General features: G+C 59.3%; 17 protein-coding genes. 5 read left to right on the top strand and 12 right to left on the bottom strand.

The features are described from left to right. Window positions 1-67: 67 nt before the first annotated feature. The 7 genes from ACR0E6_RS05680 to acs all read right to left on the bottom strand — a co-directional run bounded on the left by ACR0E6_RS05680 (window position 68) and on the right by acs (window position 8949). Window positions 68-1480 (bottom strand): 3'-5' exonuclease, encoded by a 1413-nt coding sequence (locus tag ACR0E6_RS05680; RefSeq protein ID WP_480581523.1) that lies wholly within the window; start codon window positions 1478-1480, stop codon window positions 68-70. A gap of 2 nt (window positions 1481-1482) precedes the next feature. After that, entirely contained in the window at window positions 1483-2001 is a 519-nt protein-coding gene (locus tag ACR0E6_RS05675; protein ID WP_170451300.1) for a hypothetical protein, read from the bottom strand. A 93-nt stretch (window positions 2002-2094) separates the two neighbouring features. Then, window positions 2095-3918: a DUF294 nucleotidyltransferase-like domain-containing protein gene (locus ACR0E6_RS05670; protein WP_480581521.1), complete on the bottom strand. Its 1824-nt coding sequence runs from the start codon at window positions 3916-3918 to the stop codon at window positions 2095-2097. A 109-nt stretch (window positions 3919-4027) separates the two neighbouring features. Then, window positions 4028-5812: a sodium:solute symporter family protein gene (locus ACR0E6_RS05665; RefSeq protein WP_480581519.1), complete on the bottom strand. Its 1785-nt coding sequence runs from the start codon at window positions 5810-5812 to the stop codon at window positions 4028-4030. Between the two features lie 15 nt (window positions 5813-5827). Beyond that, window positions 5828-6112, bottom strand: coding sequence for a DUF4212 domain-containing protein (locus ACR0E6_RS05660; protein ID WP_170451294.1), 285 nt, complete (start codon window positions 6110-6112; stop codon window positions 5828-5830). A 181-nt stretch (window positions 6113-6293) separates the two neighbouring features. Continuing rightward, window positions 6294-6977, bottom strand: coding sequence for an adenylate kinase (locus ACR0E6_RS05655; protein WP_480581517.1), 684 nt, complete (start codon window positions 6975-6977; stop codon window positions 6294-6296). Between the two features lie 7 nt (window positions 6978-6984). Further along, the gene (gene acs / locus ACR0E6_RS05650) at window positions 6985-8949 is read right to left on the bottom strand and encodes an acetate--CoA ligase (protein WP_480581515.1); all 1965 of its coding nucleotides are present in this window, start codon (window positions 8947-8949) and stop codon (window positions 6985-6987) included. Window positions 8950-9377: 428 nt separating this feature from the next. Between acs and ACR0E6_RS05645 the strand changes: the two genes are divergently transcribed. From ACR0E6_RS05645 to ACR0E6_RS05635, 3 genes are read left to right on the top strand one after another with little or no spacing between them, the layout of a single operon-like run. Continuing rightward, the gene (locus tag ACR0E6_RS05645) at window positions 9378-10394 is read left to right on the top strand and encodes a C4-dicarboxylate TRAP transporter substrate-binding protein (RefSeq protein WP_170621674.1); all 1017 of its coding nucleotides are present in this window, start codon (window positions 9378-9380) and stop codon (window positions 10392-10394) included. Window positions 10395-10454: 60 nt separating this feature from the next. Beyond that, window positions 10455-11084 (top strand): TRAP transporter small permease subunit, encoded by a 630-nt coding sequence (locus tag ACR0E6_RS05640; protein WP_480581513.1) that lies wholly within the window; start codon window positions 10455-10457, stop codon window positions 11082-11084. A 3-nt stretch (window positions 11085-11087) separates the two neighbouring features. After that, window positions 11088-12491 carry a TRAP transporter large permease gene (locus ACR0E6_RS05635; RefSeq protein ID WP_170451282.1) on the top strand — a complete coding sequence of 468 codons (1404 nt, stop codon included), beginning with the start codon at window positions 11088-11090 and terminating at the stop codon, window positions 12489-12491. A gap of 261 nt (window positions 12492-12752) precedes the next feature. Here ACR0E6_RS05635 and ACR0E6_RS05630 read toward each other — a convergent pair whose 3' ends face one another. Next, window positions 12753-13796, bottom strand: a complete 1044-nt coding sequence (locus tag ACR0E6_RS05630; RefSeq protein ID WP_170621676.1) for an ornithine cyclodeaminase — start codon at window positions 13794-13796, stop codon at window positions 12753-12755. Continuing rightward, complete coding sequence (gene rocF / locus ACR0E6_RS05625; RefSeq protein WP_170451277.1) at window positions 13796-14716, bottom strand: arginase; 921 nt, start codon at window positions 14714-14716, stop codon at window positions 13796-13798. Before rocF ends, ACR0E6_RS05630 begins: the two co-directional genes overlap by 1 nt. A gap of 86 nt (window positions 14717-14802) precedes the next feature. On the opposite strand from rocF, the gene ACR0E6_RS05620 reads away from it, so the two are divergent. After that, a complete protein-coding gene (locus tag ACR0E6_RS05620; protein WP_480581511.1) occupies window positions 14803-15231 on the top strand; it encodes an Lrp/AsnC family transcriptional regulator in 429 nt (142 codons plus the stop codon). 127 nt (window positions 15232-15358) lie between these two features. After that, window positions 15359-17968 (top strand): bifunctional lysylphosphatidylglycerol flippase/synthetase MprF, encoded by a 2610-nt coding sequence (mprF, locus tag ACR0E6_RS05615; protein WP_480581509.1) that lies wholly within the window; start codon window positions 15359-15361, stop codon window positions 17966-17968. Between the two features lie 3 nt (window positions 17969-17971). Here the strand turns inward: mprF and ACR0E6_RS05610 are convergent, their stop codons facing one another. The 3 genes from ACR0E6_RS05610 to ACR0E6_RS05600 are packed head-to-tail and all read right to left on the bottom strand — an operon-like array spanning window position 17972 to window position 21069. After that, window positions 17972-19534 carry an efflux transporter outer membrane subunit gene (locus tag ACR0E6_RS05610; protein WP_170451273.1) on the bottom strand — a complete coding sequence of 521 codons (1563 nt, stop codon included), beginning with the start codon at window positions 19532-19534 and terminating at the stop codon, window positions 17972-17974. An 11-nt stretch (window positions 19535-19545) separates the two neighbouring features. Then, window positions 19546-20691: an HlyD family secretion protein gene (locus ACR0E6_RS05605; protein ID WP_170621679.1), complete on the bottom strand. Its 1146-nt coding sequence runs from the start codon at window positions 20689-20691 to the stop codon at window positions 19546-19548. Window positions 20692-20712: 21 nt separating this feature from the next. Then, window positions 20713-21069 (bottom strand): DUF3302 domain-containing protein, encoded by a 357-nt coding sequence (locus ACR0E6_RS05600; RefSeq protein ID WP_170518099.1) that lies wholly within the window; start codon window positions 21067-21069, stop codon window positions 20713-20715. Between the last annotated feature and the right edge of the window lie 68 nt (window positions 21070-21137).

The raw sequence follows: 21137 nt of genomic DNA, 5'->3' as shown, positions 1-21137 counted from the left end.
CGCCTGAGGTGCCACGCGCCATCTGGTTTGTCCATCAAAAGCTTAATGTCGCGCGCATATTTCCCGATCAGTTGAGGTCTTCCAGAAGACGCCCATGTTTGCGTGTCTCGGCAATAACCGCGCCAAACGTGGTCATCTGCCTTGCCTGCAACATCGGCAGCATCCTGACCAAGGCCTCGGCCGTTGCGACGGCGTCCCCAAGGGCGGTGTGGCGCAGCGCCTCGGGGATGGTGACGTCCAGCCGGTCACACACAGCGTCCAGCGTATGCGTTTCGCTGGCCCCAAACAGGACCGCCGACAGCAGAACGGTGTCCAGAATGGGGTGATCCCATTCGACATCCATGCGTTTCGCATGACGGCGCAAAAAGGCCATGTCGAACGGCGCGTTATGCGCCACGATCACGGCGTCGCGGGCGAATTGATGAAACACCCGTCCGGCCTGCGCGATATCCGGCGCGCCCTGAACCATGTGGTCGCTGACCTTGTGCACTTTGGTCGAGGCTGCGGGGATCGGGATGCCCGGATCGACCAGCATGTCCAACTGCTCACCCTCAACGATGCGCCCTTTGATGACACGCACTGCGCCGATCTGAACGATTTCATCCTTGTGCGGCAAAAGGCCGGTGGTTTCGGTATCAAAGACGACGAAGCACAAATCCGACAGGGCGCGCTGCTCGAACGATTCCTCTGCAGCCGTGGTCAGCAGGTCGAAGTCATAAACCAGGGGGCGGGCGGCCTCAGGCGCAATCCGCGCGGCGCTGTCGTCGAAGATCAGCATATAGCCCGGCGCATCGCCCAAAGGCTTCATACGAGCCTGATAGCTTTGATTGCCGTCAATGCTGATCAGGGTGCATTCGACATCCATGCCGGTCTTGGTCAATCGGGCATAAGCTTTTTCCAGCGGCTCGGGATTGAGGTATTCGAACAGGGACGCGTTGAGGCGTGGGTGTGCGATCTGCGCCAAAACCTCTGCCGCCTGCGCGTCATAAAGAACGATCTTGTGCGATGGGCTGGACAGCAGCATGGCCACCGGGATTTCGGTCAACAACGCGGTCAGGCGTTGCTTTTCCGCGGCCAGATTGGCGGTTTCGGCGGCGACTGCCTCGGCGATATTCAGGGTTTTGTCGGATAGCTGATCCGCCAAGCCCGCAGCGGCAGGGGCCAGATCACCCAGATATTTCGCCGCATCAACATCCATATCGGTGCTGACCCCGGCATGCGCGCGGGCCCGTAATTCAGCCGAGAGGCGCTCAATGGGCTTGGCGACGTTGTCGTCGAACAACAGCCAAACCCCCGCGATAAGCGCCAGCAACCCAAACCCGATCAACAGGCCCGAGAAGACAAAGGCATCCAACAATTCCGGCATGTCTGCGCGGGCATAGCTGACCCACAGCGCAACGGTGCTGACGACCACCCCGCCAGCGGCAAGAAGGCAGAAGAACAGAAAAATCCGGATCCGAAGGCTGAGGCGGGTCAGCATGGTTACACTCCGCAGGTTGCCTCGATAATCGGGTCGCCGGTCTCGGCTGTGATCCAGTCGGCGTTCAGCAACTGACCGTCATCGCCAAATTCGGCCCCATCCGCCAGGCTCGCACGGCGATATTCGGCGCAGTTCACGGCGACGGGCAGTTTGGAGACCGGTGACCAGCGGCCAAAGAAATACAGATCGACCAGACGCTGATCTGGCACCTGATCGTTGGTCTTCACGGAGACCGTATCAATCGCGGCGAACCGGTCCACGAAGGGCACCGCATAGGTCCAGGGACGATAAAACGCGCGGCTTTCGACCTCTTGGATCACCGCCAGACTGTCGGGCAGAGTGTCCCGGGTGCGATCATACCAGGAATACTCGCTGGCGATCGTCATCCCGATCATCCCCAAACCTGCCGCGACCGGAGTGGCCCAACGCGGCAACAGACCGCCCGTCAGTTTGTTCAGCACCATCACGATCCCGGCGAATGCAAAACCCGCGAATATTGTGCCGATCAATTCCAGAAACATGCGGTTCCTCCAGTTTTCGGGCGCGACACGCCCCTTCTTCTCGTTCCAAATACGGTCGCCGAAGGCGATCCCTTGTGCGACACAGGCGCAGGTTTAGCCTAGCATCCCCTTGCCGTGACCCACAGCCGATTGCATCGTCTTGATGACAACAAACGCGTCCCGCAAATGGCTGCGCTCAAAATCCGACAGGTCCGAGGGCGGCAGGTAATTATCCGGTTCCCGTCCAGCTTTCACAATCCGGACCTGATGTTCCAGCCGGGTTTCTGCGATCAGGTCATAGGCATCCAATAGGTCCCGCGCCCCAGACGGGCTGAGAACACCTGCCGCCTCGGCAGCTTTAAGGCGCGCGCGGGTGTTTGCCTCGGTCAATTGCCCTTGCAAGGTGTAAATCCGGGCCAGATCGACCACGGGCACGACGCCGTTATGCTTCAGATCCAATGTGTTGCGATGCTCGCCTGACCGGATCGTGGCAAACCCGCGCAGCAAGCCCAGCGGCGGAGTATGCTTCAGCGAGTTCGAGATCATATGCGCCACAAAGATCGAGTTCGAACTGGCCGCTTTCAGCGTGTTGGCGTGCAAATCGGCAAACAGCTCGAACGCGCCGCCGATGGGGCGAAGGTCAAACATGACCGAGGCCAGCATCTGCGCCTCGGGGTTGGGTTTGGTAATCCAGCCGCCGAAATATTCGCGCCAGACCCGCACAGGCTGGCACCAGCGCGGATTGGTCGCCATCATGTCGCCGGGGCAATAGAAATATCCGCATACGTCCAGCCCGTCCGAGACGAACTTCGCAAGCGATTGAAAATATGGCATATCGGTGTCGGAGGCGCTGTCATCCAACATCAGGCAATTGTCCTGATCGGACACGCCTGTCTGTTCCTGCCGCCCTTGTGAACCGCAGGCCAGCCACAGGTAAGGAACAGGTGGTGGGCCCAGTTTTTCCTCGGCCAGCGCCAACAGCCGTCTTGTGGCTGTGTCGGCAATATCGGTGATCAGCCTTGTCACGATCTCGTGCCGGTTACCCCCGGCCACAAGCTGCACCAGAAGCTGTGGGATCTCTGCCGTGACCTTGGCCATGTCCTCGGCGTTGTTGGCATTGGCGATGCGGCGCACCAGCTCCGCCGAATTGACGGCCTGATAGTGGGTCAGATCCGTTTGCGTTACGATCCCGACCAGACGTCCCCCTTCGCAAATCGGGATATGGCCGATACCACGCTCCATCATCACATGCAGCACATCCGATCCGATGTCCGAAGGCGAAAGCGTCGTGGGGTTCGGCGTCATGATCTGCGAGACCGGGGTATCCGCCGGAAGCGCGTCCGCCACGTATTTGCCCGAGATATCCCGCAGCGTGGCAATTCCCACCAAGCCATCGGCATCCGTCACGCAGAGGGATGAAATGCGCTTGTCACGCATGATGCGCGCTGCGTCTTGCACCGGCGTCGCAGGGGGGCAGGTGGCCGGGTTATGCGCCATCAGCGTGTCGATGGCACTGGTCGCAAGGCTTTGCGGCCCGGCCCGGTCGCCGCGCGACCGGTCAAAGAATTTCGATACGATTTCGTGCCCGTCGATCAGCTCGCGCACCAGATCAGGCGGCAGAACGATCAGCACAGATGGCGAATGCGCCCGCGCTTTGGTGGCTGCCTTGCCGTCCTTCAGCAGCCCGCGCTCGCCAAAGGAATTTCGCAGCCCAAGTTGCGAAACCACAGCGCCGTTTTCATCGGATATTTCGACCTGACCTTCGTAGATCAGAAATACGCCGGGCAGGGTATGGCCCAGATCGTAGACTTCCGAGTCCTCGTCGACCTCCCACACCTCGATCTGCTGGGCGATATCCGCCAGCACCGAGTCGGGAAGCGCGTCATAGGGGTGAACGGATTTCAGAAACCGGGTGATCTGGTCGTGGGACAGGGGCATCAGATACCTCCGGGTGGTCTGAGTAAAAATCCCGCCCGGTGGAATGCCGGGCGGGAACAGTAAGTCGAAAGACGCGGCACATAGAGGTTATCCATGCACCGCATCATGCTCATTTATTCTGAGCTGCGCCAGCACCACGGGGAATGCGAACGCTTTCGACCAGATCTTTGATCTCCTGCGGAGTCTCTTTGGTCATACCGGCAACGATGTAAGCTACGCCGAAGTTGATCATCGCACCGATTGCGCCGAACGAGGTCGACTTGATCGGACCCAGCAGCGGGTCAGCATCGGTGAACGAGTTGGTACCCGGAATGAACAGCCAGCCCTTGTGCAGGAAGATGTAGACCAGGGTCACAACCAGACCAGCCATCATGCCAGCAACCGCGCCGGTGTTGTTGATGCGGGTCGAGAAGATCCCCATCATCAGCGCCGGGAAGATCGAGGCTGCCGCCAGACCAAAGGCCAAGGCCACGGTTTGCGCCGCAAAGCCCGGTGGGTTCAGACCCAGCCATGTTGCGACCACGATAGCCACGGCCATTGCGATCCGCGCCGCCAGAAGTTCACCCTTTTCAGAGATCGACGGGTTGATCGCACCTTTGACAAGGTCGTGGGACACCGCCGACGAGATCGCCAGCAACAGACCCGCAGCCGTGGACAGGGCAGCGGCCAGACCACCGGCAGCAACCAGACCCACAACCCAACCTGGCAGGTTGGCAATCTCCGGGTTCGCCAGAACCAGGATGTCGCGGTTGAACTTGGTCAGCTCGTTTCCGACCCAGCCTTTTTCTTCAGCGAGTGCCTGCATATCTGCATTGGCATCGTTGTAGTACTGGATCTTGCCGTCGCCGTTCTTGTCTTCCCAATCCAGCAGACCGGTTTTCTGCCATGTGGCCATCCAGTCATAGCGCGGATCGTTGTTGATTTCCTCGACCGACACGGCTCCGCCTTCGATGCCGCCATTGGGCCACATCATGTCACTGATGTTCAGACGCGCCATAGCACCAACCGCAGGGGCAGTCAGATACAGCAGAGCGATGAAGACCAGCGTCCAGCCAGCGGACCAACGTGCGTCAGACACTTTCGGCACGGTGAAGAAGCGCATGATCACGTGCGGCAGACCGGCGGTACCGATCATCAGCGACAGCGTGAACAGCACCATGTTCAGCGTGTTCGAGTGGTGGGCCGTGTACTCGTTAAAGCCCAGCTCGGTCACGATCGCGTCCAGCTTGGTCAGCAGCGGCTCACCGCTTGCGGTATCGCCAAACAGACCCAGCGCCGGGATCGGCGTGCCTGTCAGCTGCAGCGAGATGAAGATGGCCGGGATGGTGTAGGCGGTGATCAGCACGCAGTACTGAGCGACCTGAGTGTAGGTCACGCCCTTCATCCCACCAAACACCGCGTAGGCAAACACAACAGCGGCACCGATCAGCAGGCCGGTAGTGTTGTCAACCTCGAGGAAGCGGCCAAAGGCCACGCCCACGCCGGTCATCTGACCGATCACGTAGGTCACTGACGCAACGATCAGACAGACAACCGCAACGACACGTGCGGTCTGGCTGTAGAAACGGTCGCCGATGAATTCCGAGACGGTGTATTTGCCGAACTTACGCAGGTAGGGCGCAAGCAGCAGAGCCAGCAGCACGTAGCCACCGGTCCAACCCATCAGGAAGGTCGAGTTGTCATAGCCGGTAAAGGCAATAAGGCCCGCCATCGAGATGAACGAGGCCGCAGACATCCAGTCTGCCGCTGTTGCCATACCGTTGGTGACCGGGTGAACGCCGCGACCGGCGGCGTAGAATTCAGATGTGGAACCCGCGCGGGCCCAGATCGCGATGCCGATGTATAGCGCGAAGGATGCGCCAACAAACAGCAGGTTGATGGTAAACTGATCCATTATCCCCGCTCTCCCTTACTCTTCATCCACGCCGTATTCGGCGTCCAGCTTGTTCATGCGCCAGGCGTAGTTGAAGATCAGCACCAGAAAGACCAGGATCGATCCCTGCTGGGCGAACCAAAAGCCCAGATCGGTGCCGCCAACAGAAATGCCGGACAGCAGCGGACGCAGCAGAATGCCGAATCCAAACGACACCAGCGCCCAAATCGCGAGGCTGATGTAGATGAGGCGCAGGTTGGCCTGCCAATAGCCCTTATCGGCTTCGGCAGTCTGCGCGGAGTTTGTAGATTGATCCGCCATTGCGGTTTCCTCCTTCGCTTCCTCGTTGGGCGACCCGTTGCCCAACTCCTCCAGTGCTGCGGGCCGCTTCTCGATGTTTCCAAACGCCCCGTGACGTCCGGCATAACTTCTCTGTTCCGCCAGGGCGGTTCATTGAAGTATTCTGTTGTGGGATCAAAGCCTTGCGGCCTTTCTCCTCCCCTTACTTCATCGCGTCGCTGACGATCACCTCCAGGTCGCGCGCGATGTCCTCAATCTGGCCCATGGCGTTTGTACGTTTCAGCACGCCTTGGGTTTCGTAGTAGCTGATCAGCGGTGCGGTCTGCGCGTGATAGGCGGTCAGGCGCGAAGCCACCGTTTCCGCGTTGTCATCCGCGCGACGCTTGAACTCGGTGCCGCCGCAATTGTCGCAGGTGCCTTCAACGGCGGGCTGTTTGAACCGGTCGTGATAGCCTTCGCCACAGCCTGCACAGGTGTAGCGGCCCGAGATCCGGATCACCATTTCGGCGTCCTCAACCTCAAGGCTGATTGCGGCGCTGATCTTCTGGTCGCTTTCCGCCAGCAACCCATCCAAAGCCTCGGCCTGAACGGTTGTGCGGGGGAAGCCGTCTAGGATAACGCCCTTGGCGCAATCGGGCTCGGCCATACGGTCGCGCAGGATGGCGATGACGATCTCGTCACTGACCAGATCACCAGCCTCCATTACTGCTTTTGCCGCATTACCGGCCTCGGTGCCTGCGGCCACGGCGGCGCGCAAAAGATCGCCCGTGCTGAGTTGAACGAGGCCGAATTTGTCCTCAAGCATCCGGGCCTGCGTACCCTTCCCGGCGCCCGGAGGGCCGAGAAGGATCAGAACAGCGGGGGATATGGTCGTGGCAGCGTCCATCACATCCTCACTTATTCGCGCGGTTTTCGATCAGGTCTTCGACAACCGAAGGATCGGCGAGTGTCGACGTATCGCCCAGGCTGCCAAAGTCGTTCTCGGCAATCTTGCGCAGGATACGGCGCATGATTTTGCCTGAACGGGTCTTGGGCAGGCCCGGGGCCCACTGGATTACATCGGGCGAGGCAATCGGGCCGATCTCGGTCCGAACCCATGTGCGCAACTCTTTCAGCAGATCATCCGAAGGTTCGCGATCATTCATCAAAGTGACATAACAATAGATGCCTTGTCCTTTGATTTCATGGGGATAGCCCACAACGGCGGCCTCGGCCACAGCGGCATGCGCGACCAGAGCGCTTTCCACCTCGGCCGTGCCCATGCGGTGACCGGATACGTTGATCACGTCATCCACACGGCCGGTGATCCAGTAGTCGCCATCTTCGTCGCGACGGCAGCCGTCACCAGTGAAGTAATAGCCTTTGTAGTCCGAGAAATAGGTCTTCTCGAACCGCTCATGATCACCCCAGACGGTGCGCATCTGACCGGGCCAACTGTCTTTGATGCACAGAACGCCTTCGACGCCGTTGCCTTCGATCTCGACACCGGATTGGGGGTCCAGAACCACGGGCTGGATGCCAAAGAACGGCTTCATCGCCGAACCGGGCTTCATCGCATGTGCGCCGGGCAGGGGGGTCATCAGGTGACCGCCGGTTTCGGTCTGCCACCATGTATCCACGATGGGGCATTTGCCCTTGCCGACAACGTCGTTGTACCAGTTCCAGGCTTCGGGGTTGATCGGCTCACCCACGGTACCCAGTGTGCGTAGATCGCTCAGGTCGCATTTCTCGACAAACTCGTTGCCCTGACCCATCAGGGCGCGGATTGCAGTCGGCGCGGTGTAGAACTGGTTGACCTTGTGCTTTTCGCAAACCTGCCAGAAGCGGCTGGCATCCGGATAGGTCGGCACACCTTCGAACATCAGCGTGGTCGCGCCATTGGCCAGCGGGCCGTAGACGATATAGCTGTGGCCGGTCACCCAGCCCACGTCCGCCGTACACCAGTACACGTCGCCTTCGTGATAATCGAACGTGATCTCGTGCGTCATGGCGGCGTAAACCAGATAGCCGCCGGTGGTGTGCACAACGCCTTTCGGTTGTCCGGTCGAACCGGAGGTATAGAGAATGAACAGAGGATCCTCGGCGCTCATCTCGGCGGGCGCGCAATAGTCGTCTGCCTCCAAGGCCATCTCATTGTAATCATAGTCGCGTCCATCGATCCACGTGGTCTGACCTCCGGTGCGCTTGACGACAAGACATTTCACCGTGTCCTTACAGTGCAACAGGGCCGCGTCCGCGTTCGATTTCAGTGGCGTCTTGCGCCCTCCACGCGGCGCTTCGTCGGCGGTGATGACAACCTTGGCATCGCAGCCGTTGATCCGCGCCGCCAGCGCGTCGGGCGAGAATCCGGCGAAAACGATGGAATGGATTGCACCAATCCGCGCGCAGGCCAGCATGGCATAGGCCGCCTCGGGGATCATCGGCAGGTAGATCACCACGCGATCGCCTTTGCGCACACCCAGTGATTCCAGAATATTCGCCATCCGGCAGGTGCGGCGGTGCAACTCGGCATAGGTGATGTGCTGGGCAGGGTCGTTTGGATCATCCGGTTCCCAGATGATCGCTGTCTGATCTCCACGCGTCTCCAGATGACGGTCCAGACAATTGGCCGAGACGTTCAGCGTACCATCGGCATACCAGTTGATCTTGACCGAGCCAAAGCTGTAATCGACGTCTTTGACCTGAGAGAAAGACTTGATCCAGTCAACGCGCTTGCCCTGTTCGGCCCAAAACGCGTCAGGGTCGCTGATCGAAGCTGCATACATCGCGTCATATTTCGCAGCATCGACATGCGCACGTGCGACGGTTTCTGCGGATGGCGGATAAGTCTTGGCATCTGCCTGGGCAGCGGTGGTCATTTTTGAGGCTCCTCCCTCTGGACTGGATTTCACTGGGTCATTTCTTTCCCCAAGATCGGGCAAAGTCGATCCCATTCCTCCCCGATCGCAGTATGGCCGGGTTCAGAAAATAATGAAATAAATTGCCGTAATCCTTGAATTTGTTTGTCAAAAAATTTCTTTCCGTTGGGTAAATGTGTAAACAAAGCCTAAACTTTTGATTAAATATTGTTAAAAAACAAAAGCTAAGTTGTAATGATGATAACGGCGCTGGCTTGCCCTCAGGCTTCCATGATGGGTGGGTGGATCCGCTGGATGTACCGATCAAGCGCCTCTCGAAGTGTCCGGCAAAACTTTGCCAATCTCTGTGCAGGGTTGGCATCGGCGAATGTTGGCGCTAGCTTTTTTCCAAGCGCCTCGGGAGGAGGTGCACATAAGGGAGAGATCACATGAAAAAGATGTTGAGCGGTGCTGCCGCCGCCGCAATAAGCATTGCCTTTGTCGCCGAGGCATCAGCGACCGAATGGAATGCCTCGGTCTGGGGCAAGCGCCGGGCCTTTACCGAACATGTCGAAAAACTGGCCGAGCTGGTGAATGAAAAAACCGGCGGGGATTTTACCATCAATGTCAGCTATGGCGGGTTGTCCAAGCCGCGTGAGAATCTGGACGGGATCGAGATCGGTGCCTTCGAGATGGCGCAGTTCTGCGCAGGTTATCACCGCGACAAGAACCGGGCGATCACTGTGCTGGAACTGCCATTCCTTGGCGTGAACAACCTGGCGGAAGAGGTTGCCGTCAGCCACGCGGTCTATGACCATCCCGCCGTGCAGGATGAGATGGCGCAGTGGAACGCGCGCCTGCTCATGACCTCGCCCATGCCGCAATACAATCTGGTTGGCACCGGCGACCCACGCGATCAACTGGCCGAGTTCGAAGGCATGCGCGTCCGTGCAACCGGTGGTCTGGGGCAAGCGTTTGAAGCGGTTGGAGGGGTCCCGACCTCGGTTCCGGCCACCGAAGCCTTCAACGCGATGGAATCCGGCGTGGTCGACACAGTGGCCTTTGCCCAGCACGCGCATCTGTCCTTTGGCACGATCAATGAGGCCGACTGGTGGACCGCAAACCTGAACCCCGGCACGGTGAACTGCCCGGTTGTGGTCAATATCGACGCGTATGAGGCTTTGTCACCGGAACACCGCGAAGCGCTCGACAGCTCGATTGACGAAGCCATTGATCACTATCTGGCCAATTACGGCGGCTTGCTGGAACAGTGGGACAGCGTTCTGGAAGAAAAGGGCGTGACCAAGGTGATGATCGATGATGCGGTCATCGAAGAGTTCCGTACCAAGGCCGCTGATCCGATCCGTGAACAGTGGATTGCGGACATGTCCGCGCAAGGCCTTCCCGCGCAAGAGCTTTATGATCTGGTTCAGTCCACGTTGCAGCAACAGCGCGGCGGCAACTGATCGTATCTCCGGGCGCTCGGTCAGGGTGCCCGGAGATCCCTGACATAAAGGATCACCGGAATGGCAGGTACAGCCACGGTGCTGGAAGACGGCAGCCGCCTCAGCCAGCTGGATCAGCGTCTGCTGACGGTCGAGCGTTTTTTGGCGCTGATCAGCGGTCTTGCCGTATTTGGTCTGATGGTTCTGGCCGTCGTCTCGGTCAGCGGGCGAAACGCAATCAACGCACCTCTGCCCGGCTATGTGGACTGGATCGAGCAGGCCATGCCCCTGATTGCCTTTCTGGGCATCTCCTACGTTCAGCGGGACGGCGGACATATCCGGATGGATATTGTCATCTCGCGCCTGCGGGGACGTGCTTTGTGGTTATTCGAGACGGTGTCGGTCATCCTGATCCTGGTGTTGATGCTGGCGTTGGTCTGGGGCAGTTGGTCCCATTTCGACCGGTCATTCGATTTTGGTGCGCCGTTATGGAGCCGCGACAGTTCCATCGACATCGGAATACCTCTGTGGCCTGCTAAACTGCTGGCACCGGTGGCGTTCTCGGTGCTGTGTCTGCGGCTGGTCTTGCAGATCTGGGGATACGGGCGCGCTTTTGTACTGGGGCTGGATGCGCCGGTGGCCGTGCCCCTGATCCAGGACGCCGCCGCACAGGCCGCTGCCGAGGCCGATCAGTTCGAAGGGCAGGACTAGCGCATGGACACGATCGAGATCGGCCTTTGGGTCACGGGTGGCCTGCTGGTTCTGGTTGTAACCGGTATGCGAGTGGCCTTTGCAGCGGGTCTGGCCGGGTTGTTCGGCCTGATCTGGATCTTCTGGGCCAAGTTCGGCTACGACCCCGACCGGTTCGGCAAGGCCGTCACCGTTGCCGTCAAAACGGCGGGGCAGGTGCCGCATTCCAAGGTGGCCGCCCATACACTCAGCCTGATCCCGACCTTCATCCTGATCGGATATCTGGCCTACTACGCCGGTCTGACCCGAGCATTGTTCGAAGCGGCCAAACGCTGGATTGCCTGGGTGCCCGGCGGGTTGGCCGTCTCGACCATCTTCGCCACCGCAGGATTTGCCGCCGTGTCCGGCGCGTCAGTCGCCACCTCTGCCGTGTTCGCCCGCATCGCCATCCCCGAGATGCTGAGCGTCGGATACAACAAACGCTTCGCCGCTGGTGTTGTGGCCGCTGGGGGCACATTGGCCTCTCTCATCCCGCCATCAGCGATCCTTGTGATCTACGCAATCATCGTCGAGCAGGACGTCGGAAAACTGCTTCTGGCCGGGTTCATACCGGGGGCATTTTCAGCCCTTGTCTACGGGCTATTGATCGTTGGGATCGCGGTCGTGTTCAAATCCGTCGGCCCCCCCGTCACCGGCTTCAGTTGGAAGCAACGTTTCGCTGCTCTGCCGGGAGCAATCCCCATCGTTGCCGTCATCCTGATCATCATCTGCTTTGTCTACAACCCGTTCGGAGACAAAGCCTGGGGTACCCCAACCGAAGGCGGCGCAATTGGCGCTTTCATCGTGTTCTGCTTTGCTCTGTTTCACGGCATGCGCTGGCCCGAGTTCAAATCCGCCCTGCTGGAAACGGCCAAACTGACGGCCATGATCTTTTCGATCATCTGGGGCGTGTTGATCTATGTGCGCTTTCTTGGCTTCGCCGACCTGCCGGGCGCGTTCTCGGACTGGATTACCTCTTTGGAAATGTCCCCGATGCTGATCCTGATCTGCATCCTTCTGGCCTATGCCGTGCTGGGCATGTTCATGGACGCAATCGGCATGCTGTTGCTGACCCTTCCGGTGGTTTATCCGGCGGTCATGGCCCTGAACGGCGGTGAAACCGTCAGCGCGGCCGAGAGCGCCTTTGGCATGTCCGGCCCCATGTGCGCCATCTGGTTCGGAATACTGGTGGTTAAAATGGCCGAGTTCTGTTTGATCACGCCCCCAATCGGATTGAACTGTTTCGTCGTCGCAGGCGTGCGGCCGGATCTGAGTGTTCAGGATGTCTTCAAAGGCGTCACACCTTTCTTCATCGCAGATGCTGCGACGATTGCCTTGCTTGTGGCGTTCCCGGGGATCGTTCTCTACCTGCCGTCTTTGGCCGGGTAGAGCCATGCGAGGCTCTGCCTCGCGCTCCGGGATATTTTTGGCCAGATGAAGAAACGGATCCTTAACCATTCTGATGGAAAAGAGTTCTGCGGTACAGGCGGGGACGCCGATGACCGCGCCAGGTGAAGCTCTCTGGCCGGTCGGTCAGAGGGCGGATCCCTGCTTCATCTGGCTATAAATATCCCGGGGGAGTCGCCCGCAGGGCGGCGGGGGCAGAGCCCCCTTTGCCGGCCATGGCTCAAGCAGTGATCGGTTGGGCTACTATCCCGCCCGCATCAGCATCCCAAACAGGTCGCGCGGGTCGTCGGGGTCAGCGAGCATATCCAGCGGTTCGTAGAAATCGGTCCCCTCGACCACGCTTTTGATCACGCGCAGGGCCGAGAAATCCTCAATTGCGAAACCCACGCTGTCGAACAGGGTGATTTGCCTGTCATCGGTGCGACCTTCGATCTGGCCGGTCATAACCTGCCAGATCTCGGTGACGGGGTAATTAGGTTCAAGCGCCTGAATCTCACCCTCGATCCGCGTCTGCTCGGGGTATTCCACAAATATGTCCGAGCGCAGCAGGATATCGCGGTGCAGTTCGGTTTTGCCGGGGCAATCGCCGCCGATTGCGTTGATGTGAACACCGGGTCCGACCATGTTGTCTGTCAGGATGGTGGCGTATTTCTTGTCGGCAGTGCAGGTGGTGATGATCTGAGCACTCTCGATCGCTTCCTCGGCCGTTTTACAAGCCACCACGTTCAAGCCCTTGCCGTGAAGGTTTGCCGCGCATTTGGCGGTCGCGTTTGCGTCGATGTCGTAGAGGCGAACGGTTTCGATCCCGCACATTGCCTTGAACGCAAGGCATTGGAATTCGGACTGCGCGCCATTGCCGATCATAGCCATGGTGGTCGCGCCCTTGGGCGCAAGATATTGACCCACCAGTGCCGAAGTGGCCGCAGTTCGCAGCGCCGTCAGAATGGTCATTTCCGTCAACAGAGTGGGGTAGCCGGTGTAAACATCTGCCAGCAAACCAAAGGCGGTGACAGTCTGCAGCCCCTCGGACGTGTTCTTCGGGTGGCCGTTGACGTATTTGAACCCGTAAGCCTCACCATCCGATGTTGGCATCAGCTCGATCACCCCATGTGGTGAGTGCGCTGGGATGCGCGGGGTTTTGTCAAAGCTTTCCCACCGTTTGAAATCGGCTTCGATCTGAGTGGCGATTTTGGCGATCATCGCTTCGACGCCGATGTGGTGGACCAGCCGCATCATGTTGTCGACGGACACGAACGGGACCAGGGCCTTGTCGGAAGGTGCAGTCATCAGAAGCTCCGTGTGGGGCGGTCAAAGATCCGGCGTCCCATCAGCGACGCGGTCAGATCCACCATCAGTCGTGCGGTGCGCCCGCGTTCGTCCAGAAACGGGTTCAGTTCCACCAGATCGAGCGAGCTGACCAATCCGCTTTCATGCAGCAGTTCCATGGCCAGATGCGCCTCACGTTCAGTTGCGCCGCCGGGCACGGTGGTTCCGACCGCTGGCGCAATGGCCGGATCGAGGAAATCCACATCCAGCGACACGTGCAGCAGGCCGTTTTCGGCCCGAACCCGATCCAGAAATGCCATCAGAGGTGCTTTGATCCCGTGTTCGTCGATACTGCGCATGTCGGCCAGCATGGCCTGGTCCTGCTCGAGAACCGCGCGTTCGGCGGGATCGACAGAACGCAAGCCGATCATGCCGACCCGATTTGTGGGCACTGTGGCGGGCAGGGGCGGAAACGCCTCGAACCCCGGCTGGCCAGTGAAATAGGCGACCGGCGTGCCGTGCAGGTTTCCGCTGCCGGTGCTGGTCGGCGTATGAAAATCGCTGTGGGCGTCGAGCCACAGGACAAATAGCGGGCGGTCGATCTGTTGTGCATATGCTGCCATTCCGGCAACGGTGCCCATCGACAAGGCGTGATCCCCGCCCAAAAAGACCGGTGTTCCCTCGGGCGCGGCCTTCTGCGTTGCGCGGCTGAGCGCGCTTGTCCAACCCACGCATTCGGGCAGCGAAAACAGGTGTTCATGTTCCGGCATCTGCACCGCGTCAGGGGCCACATCGCCCCAATCGGTGACAGTATGCCCCAACTCGGCCAGCGCGGTTTCCAACCCGGCAACACGATAGGCATCGGGGCCCATTCGGCACCCCTGACGCCGTTTGCCGGCATCCAGGGGTGCACCGATCAATATGATGTTCTTGATATCCATGTGTCCATTTAACCGTTCGATATATCTTGCTGGAAGACGGCAAATTGTTCAAAATGAACTTAAGAAATCCGAAACGGAAACAAGTTATGGACGAACTGGACAATCGACTGATCAGCGCGCTGCACCGGGATGCACGGGCGTCGCTGTCGGAACTGGCTGAGACGCTGGGGGTGACCCGCACAACCGTGCGCAGCAGGATGCAGCGGTTGAAACAGTCGGGTGAGGTTGTCGGCTTTACGGTCCTGACCCGCCGCGACGTGGCGCAAAGCCCGGTGCGTGGGTTGATGATGTTGGAAATCGAAGGGCGCGGGACCGAGCGTACGATGGCCCGTATCGCTGCAATGCAGCAGGTACGGGCCGTGCATTCCACCAACGGCAGCTGGGATCTGATTGCCGAGATCGGAACCGAAACGCTGGTCGAATTGGACGAGGTGATTTTTCAGATCCGCAGGATGGAGGGGATCACTCGATCCGAGACGAACCTGCTGCTGTCTACTCGCAAGGGTCGGTTCTGACAGGGCATAGCGCTTTGACGCGGAAGGAAATTGTGACAGAGTTTCACAGCGTGCAGCCCAAAAGGGGCGCATCAGCCTGGCGGCTTGATATAGCACGCGGTTGATAAAAACGGCAGGGACGCGCAGCATGACAGCACAGGACCACAGCGACGAGTCCAAGGCCATGCAATGGGCTGAAAAGCTGACCAGGATGCTGGAAAAACCCTGGGTGCGTATCGCCATTCCGGTTCTGGTCACAGCAATTGCCTTGACGGTTCTGCACGAGCTGTCGTCGCATGTGAAATGGGCGGATGTGCAATCCGACATTGCCGCGACGCCTTGGACTTTGCTGTTGATTGCCCTGTTCTGGGCCGGCGCCAGCTATTTTTCTTTATCTCTATACGATGTCTTTGCGGTGCAAAGCGTGGGTGGTGGCAAGGTGCCCTTGCCGATTGCGGGCTTGGCGGGGGCCAGCGGTTATGCGGTGTCAAACTGCCTGGGGTTTTCCTATATCACCGGTACCGCGATCCGGTATCGGATCTACGCCTCGCTTGGCCTTGATCTGGGACGTGTGGCCGGGGTGATCGCCACGTCCTGGGTCGCATTCTGGATGGGGTTGGTTCTGATCCTTGGCGTGTTGCTGACGCTGCATCCGGACGGGATTTCGAATGTCTTGCCGATCAGTGGAGCCGTCGAGACGATCATTGGCCTGTGTCTGCTGACTGGATTGGTCACAGTGTTCTTCTGGCTGGCCAGCGGCGGGCGCAGGTTCTCGTTCGCCGGGTTTGAGTTCAATCTGCCGGGGGGAAAGCTGGCCAGTCTTCTGACTCTTGCGGCCTTGGGCGATCTTCTGGGCGCGTCGATGGTTCTGTACGTGCTCATGCCCGACGATCTGGGCGTTGGGTTTCCCTATTTCTTCACGATCTACGTAGCCGCCATTGCGGTCGGTATCCTCAGCCACGCGCCCGGAGGGATCGGCGTGTTCGAAGCCACCTTGATCGCAGGGCTGGGTGCTTCGGGCCGGTCGGATGTGATCGCTGCGTTGCTGTTGTATCGGGTCGTCTACACCTTTGTTCCCTTTGCAATCGCAAGCCTGTCAATCGCAGTCGCCTCGGCCCTGACACAGCGCCACCGGATTGGCGGGGCAGCGGTATGGGTGTACCGGGCCATCCGCCCGATTGTGCCGATGGTCGCAGCGGGTGTGACCGCAACCGCCGGTATCATCCTGTTGGTCTCGGGCGCGTTGCCGTCGAATTCCCAGAACCTGAGTGTCTTGCGTGACGTGCTGCCCTTGTCCTTTGTCGAGGCGTCGCATCTGGCAGGCAGTGCGGTGGGGGTTTTGCTGCTGCTGGTTTCGCGGGGTCTGTTCCGCAAACTCTACCGGGCGTGGGTCGTGGCGATGCTGCTGATGGTGGCGGGCTTTGCCGCCTCGCTCGCCAAGGGGTTGGACACGCATGAAGCCATTGGCCTGTTGGTCACAATTGCCGTGCTGGCGCTGTTCCGAGGCGCGTTTTACCGGGTCAGCGGGGCGTCGATTTTCCGGCTGAACGTCCCGTGGCTGATCAGCGTTGTTGTCCTGTTGGCGGTGATCTTCTGGATCGGCCTCTTTGCCTATTCCCATGTCGAATACCAGAACGCCCTTTGGTGGGAATTCGCGTGGAACGGCGACGCCTCACGCTTCCTGCGATCCAGCCTTGTGGTGGCGGTAATCGTGGGCATCGTTGCCGTGACCTCGTTGTTCGGGCGCGAGATACCGGCACCGGTCCGCACCGAAATCCCAGAGGTCGTCGAACGGTTGGTGATGGAGAGTGAGGACACCGAATCCCAAATCTCCCTGACCGGGGACAAACAATTCCTCATCGCTCCGGATGAGACAGCATTCATTGCCTATGCCGACACCGGCAACGCCATCATTTCCAAGGGCGAGCCGGTAGGGGATGAAAAGGCCGGGCAACAATTGGTCTGGCAGTTGCGAGAGATGGCGGATCGTGAAGGCAAGCTGTGTGCGTTTTACAGCGTTTCGACCAAGTATCTGCCGACTTTTCTGGATCTGGGCCTGTCGATCCTGAAAATCGGTGAGGTCGCGCGCGTGCCGCTGCAAGATTTCTCGCTGGATGGAAAATCCCGCAAACGGTTCCGGCAGGCCAAGAACCGGGCCGAGCGGGAAGGGTATGTGTTCGAGATCATTCCGAAAGAAAACCTCGCGCCGATATTGCCGGAGCTGCGGAAAATCTCGGATGACTGGCTGGCGCAGAAAGCAGGGGCTGAAAAAGGCTTTGCCCTGGGCGGATTCGACGACGACTACCTGTCCTATTTCGATCATGCGGTGCTGCGAAATGGTGAGACCGGGCAGATCATGGCCTTTGCCAACCTGTTTCAAGGCGGCAACAAGTCGGAACTGTCACTGGATCTGATGCGGTATGAACCCGACAGCCCCAGTTTTGTCATGGATGCGCTGTTTGCTGAGATGATGGTCTGGGGATCCGAGCAGGGGTTTCACTGGTTCTCGCTGGGCGCGGCCCCGTTTTCAGGCATTGAAAACCGCCAGTTGGCCTCGCTCTGGAACCGGATCGGCGGGTTTGTCTATGAACATGGCGAGCAGTTCTACCACTTCGAAGGGCTGCGCGCGTTCAAACAGAAGTTCGACCCGGAATGGAGCCCGAACTATCTGGCCAGCCCCGGCGGACTGGCCGCGCCGCGCATTTTGTATGAGGTGAATATCCTGATTTCAGGCGGGCTGCGCGGGCTGACAAAGTAACGCCTAGTTTAGACTCGCCCCGGTGGGGTCCTGTTGCAATAGGTCGCCCCAATCGGTGCGATACGCCATCTCGGCCAGAACCGTTTCCGGCAGGAACTCCTGGTTCTGACGAATTTGCCATCCGCCACCGAGGCCTTTGTAAACGGCGACCAAATTGCTTGAGACCTGTTGCCGTGCCTCGATCAAATTAGCCTGAGACCGCAAGAGCGCGGTTTGCGTATTCAGAACACGCGAATAGTCAGCGATCCCGTCACGATATTGGCTGACCGCAATATCCGCGGCCTTGCGCGAGGCATCGACGCTTTGCTGGTACAGCCCGACCTGCTTGCGGGCCTGCGCATAGGCGACCATGGCGCTTTCGACCTCGGAATAGGCGGTCAGGACGGTGTTCTGGTAATTGGCGATCAGCGCCTGATAGGCCGCGTCCTGTGCGCGGACATTGTTCTTGATGCGCCCATAGTTCAGCACGTTCCAGACCACGCCCGCGCTGGCCAGACCCGTCGTGCTGTTCGAGCTGAACAGATCGCGCCCGCCCGAGGCCTGCAAGCCGATCGAGCCGGACAACACGAATTGTGGATACAGGTCCGCCATGGCGATACCCACCTGCGCCGATTGCGTGGCGGCCGCCAGTTCCGCCGCGCGCACATCCGGACGGCGACGCAGTAATTCTGCCGGAACACCCACGGCGACATTGGACCGGGCCGAAGGGATGCGCCCGAAGTTGCCCAAAAGGCTGGTCATCCGTGAGGGCGTTGCGCCAAGCAAGACGGCCAGCGCATTCTTGGTTTGTTGCAGGTCGCTCTCTAACTCGGGCACCAAGGCTTTGGTATTGTTCAACAGGGCGGTGGATTCCTGAACGTCCAGTTCGGTTGTGACGCCGTTGTTGAAACGTAGCTGGGTCAGGTCCAGCGACTCTTGTTGAAGGGTGATGTTTTCGCGGGCAACAGCCAAAGATTCCTGCAAGGCACGGATATTGACATACAGTGCCGCCACATCCCCGGTCAGCGTCACCAGCGCGTCATCGTAATTGGCAACCTGAAGGGCAAGGTTCGACCGTGCAGCCTGAACACCCCGTCGTTGCGCGCCCCAGACATCCAGCTCCCATTGCGCATCAAAGCCTACTTGCGAGGTCGAAAACTCGGTATCCAGCGGGATGATACGGTTGATATCCGAGATCGGCCCAAGGTTATCGCTGATCTGTCGCCGTTCCAGAGATCCACCAATTGCCTGCGACTGAGGGTAAAGCTCGCCAAAGGCGATCCCCAATTGCGCGCGGGCCTGTAATACGCGGGCTCCGGCAACCTGCAGCGTTAAGTTCTGGGCATAAGCCTCGGCCACCAGCTTGTTGAGGGTGGGGTCATTGAACGTCTCCCACCACTTCACCACCGGCGCGCTGCGCGAGGTCAGGCCGCTTGGCCCTGTGCTGGGGCTGTTGACCTCGATCCACTCTTTCACGACCGGAGAGTTCGGGCGCACGAAATCCGGGCCAACCGGCGTGCAGGCGGTCAGCATCGCTGCGCACAGGGCCGTTCCCATCAGGTATCGAAAGGGTTTGGCCCGTGTCATGCTCTGCGTCCTCAAATGTCCAGCGGTCGGATGAAATTGGCGAAGGAGTAGAGGCGGATATTGATGCGCCTCAGAAACTCAAAGCTTTTGCCCTGACCGGTATAGATGGCGACGGCAGCGTGACCGCCGGCGGGAAGAATATGGTCTTCGGGCAGATCGACCGTGATCTGAACCGCGATCCGACCGGGCAGTTTCGGCAATTCGAAACCGGGCAGGCGGCCCGAGGGTAGATACTGACCCTGTCGCGTCGCCCACCAGATCGCCTCGACCTTGCCGGGTAGGATTTCGCCGGGATATAGATCAAGGGCGACCTCAACCTCTTGTCCGACCTCGACGAATTTCAGGTTTTGCTGCCGGAACGTTGCCAGAAGATAGGGGTTGTCCTCGGTCACGAAGCTGGCGATTGCGCCCAGTCGAATGTCACCGACCACAAGACCGGGGCGGGCCTGTTGTGAGACGATCATGCCGTTTTCCGGGGCATAGATCGTTGTGTTGTTTAAGAAATACTCGGCCTCGGCCAATTGCGCCTGCGCTTGCAGAATGCCGGTATTCACACCGTCGATCTGGGATTCCTGCGCGAGAATGGATTTTTGCAAATTGGCTTCGGCTTGTTTCACCGCCGCCTGATCCTCGGTCACTTGTTCGTTCCAGCGATCCAGCTCATCCTGTCGTGCACCTCCGGCAGGAACGAGGTTCTCGTATCGCGCCTGCTGGGTGAAGGCATAATCCAGTTGTGCAATGGCCCGCTCAACCGCTTCGGTCGAGGCGATGACATCCTGTTCCAGAATTTTCGCGTTCTGCTGGGCAGCCACCAACTGCGCCTGCGCATTGTCCACCGCCAGCGAAAACACCGTGTCGTCGAAGCGATAGAGCGGATCGCCCTTGGTGACGGGAGTGTTCGGTTCCACCAGAACTTCGGTCAGGATCGTCGGCTGTGTTAGCTTGGGTACGATCTGAATGGTCGACCGTACGACGTGACTGTCGACCGAGAAAGGCTGGAAGAACCGCAGTGCGACCAAGAAGATCAGCAACAGATGCGCGCCGACCCAGAAGGATACAATCCCCCAGGCGATGTTGAACTTCAGCCACTCCATCTTGAAGAAGATGAACCAGACGAAAATGATGTAGAAAAGCGTGATGCCCAGGGCGACGAACATGTGCGGATGTTTCCTTTGGCCTTAGCTTTTCTGCGTCTCGTCCGACGCGGCCTGATACTCTTCTTTGACGGTCCCGCCTAAGCGTTCAATGTCTTTGCGGATGGCTTCTTTTTCTTCGTCGGGGCCGCGGCGCATATCGACGGTTATGCCATCGTGAAATGCCCACATGAAGGCATGAACCCATGGCACAACGGCCAGAAACCCCATCCATCCCATGATCTTGACGGCTTCGGCGTGCGGATGGTTGCGTTTGATCGCGATACGACCGGGCAGCCCCATGATAAACAGAAACAGCGCCATCACTGCGGCCAGCAGCAGGATCAATGCAACGAAGGTCAGGTAGTCGTAATAGCCCAGAGGCTGTCCCAGAAGTCCCATGCTCGCGCCTCCTTTCTGGACGGTTGTCCCATCCTCAGGTGTAAGCGCCCGGTTCGTCAATCAATTTA

The organism is Ruegeria sp. AP12, from assembly GCF_056540025.1.
Note: the sequence above shows the minus strand (reverse complement) of the source record. Positions and strands in the feature narration are given on the sequence as shown.

Excerpts from the sequence above, each read along its gene's own strand:
- ACR0E6_RS05680 (WP_480581523.1), bottom strand. The coding sequence starts at position 1,480 with ATGCTGACCCGCCTCAGCCTTCGGATCCGGATTTTTCTGTTCTTCTGC.
- ACR0E6_RS05675 (WP_170451300.1), bottom strand. The coding sequence starts at position 2,001 with ATGTTTCTGGAATTGATCGGCACAATATTCGCGGGTTTTGCATTCGCC.
- ACR0E6_RS05670 (WP_480581521.1), bottom strand. The coding sequence starts at position 3,918 with ATGCCCCTGTCCCACGACCAGATCACCCGGTTTCTGAAATCCGTTCAC.
- ACR0E6_RS05665 (WP_480581519.1), bottom strand. The coding sequence starts at position 5,812 with ATGGATCAGTTTACCATCAACCTGCTGTTTGTTGGCGCATCCTTCGCG.
- ACR0E6_RS05660 (WP_170451294.1), bottom strand. The coding sequence starts at position 6,112 with ATGGCGGATCAATCTACAAACTCCGCGCAGACTGCCGAAGCCGATAAG.
- ACR0E6_RS05655 (WP_480581517.1), bottom strand. The coding sequence starts at position 6,977 with ATGGACGCTGCCACGACCATATCCCCCGCTGTTCTGATCCTTCTCGGC.
- acs (WP_480581515.1), bottom strand. The coding sequence starts at position 8,949 with ATGACCACCGCTGCCCAGGCAGATGCCAAGACTTATCCGCCATCCGCA.
- ACR0E6_RS05645 (WP_170621674.1), top strand. The coding sequence starts at position 9,378 with ATGAAAAAGATGTTGAGCGGTGCTGCCGCCGCCGCAATAAGCATTGCC.
- ACR0E6_RS05640 (WP_480581513.1), top strand. The coding sequence starts at position 10,455 with ATGGCAGGTACAGCCACGGTGCTGGAAGACGGCAGCCGCCTCAGCCAG.
- ACR0E6_RS05635 (WP_170451282.1), top strand. The coding sequence starts at position 11,088 with ATGGACACGATCGAGATCGGCCTTTGGGTCACGGGTGGCCTGCTGGTT.
- ACR0E6_RS05630 (WP_170621676.1), bottom strand. The coding sequence starts at position 13,796 with ATGACTGCACCTTCCGACAAGGCCCTGGTCCCGTTCGTGTCCGTCGAC.
- rocF (WP_170451277.1), bottom strand. The coding sequence starts at position 14,716 with ATGGATATCAAGAACATCATATTGATCGGTGCACCCCTGGATGCCGGC.
- ACR0E6_RS05620 (WP_480581511.1), top strand. The coding sequence starts at position 14,803 with ATGGACGAACTGGACAATCGACTGATCAGCGCGCTGCACCGGGATGCA.
- mprF (WP_480581509.1), top strand. The coding sequence starts at position 15,359 with ATGACAGCACAGGACCACAGCGACGAGTCCAAGGCCATGCAATGGGCT.
- ACR0E6_RS05610 (WP_170451273.1), bottom strand. The coding sequence starts at position 19,534 with ATGACACGGGCCAAACCCTTTCGATACCTGATGGGAACGGCCCTGTGC.
- ACR0E6_RS05605 (WP_170621679.1), bottom strand. The coding sequence starts at position 20,691 with ATGTTCGTCGCCCTGGGCATCACGCTTTTCTACATCATTTTCGTCTGG.
- ACR0E6_RS05600 (WP_170518099.1), bottom strand. The coding sequence starts at position 21,069 with ATGGGACTTCTGGGACAGCCTCTGGGCTATTACGACTACCTGACCTTC.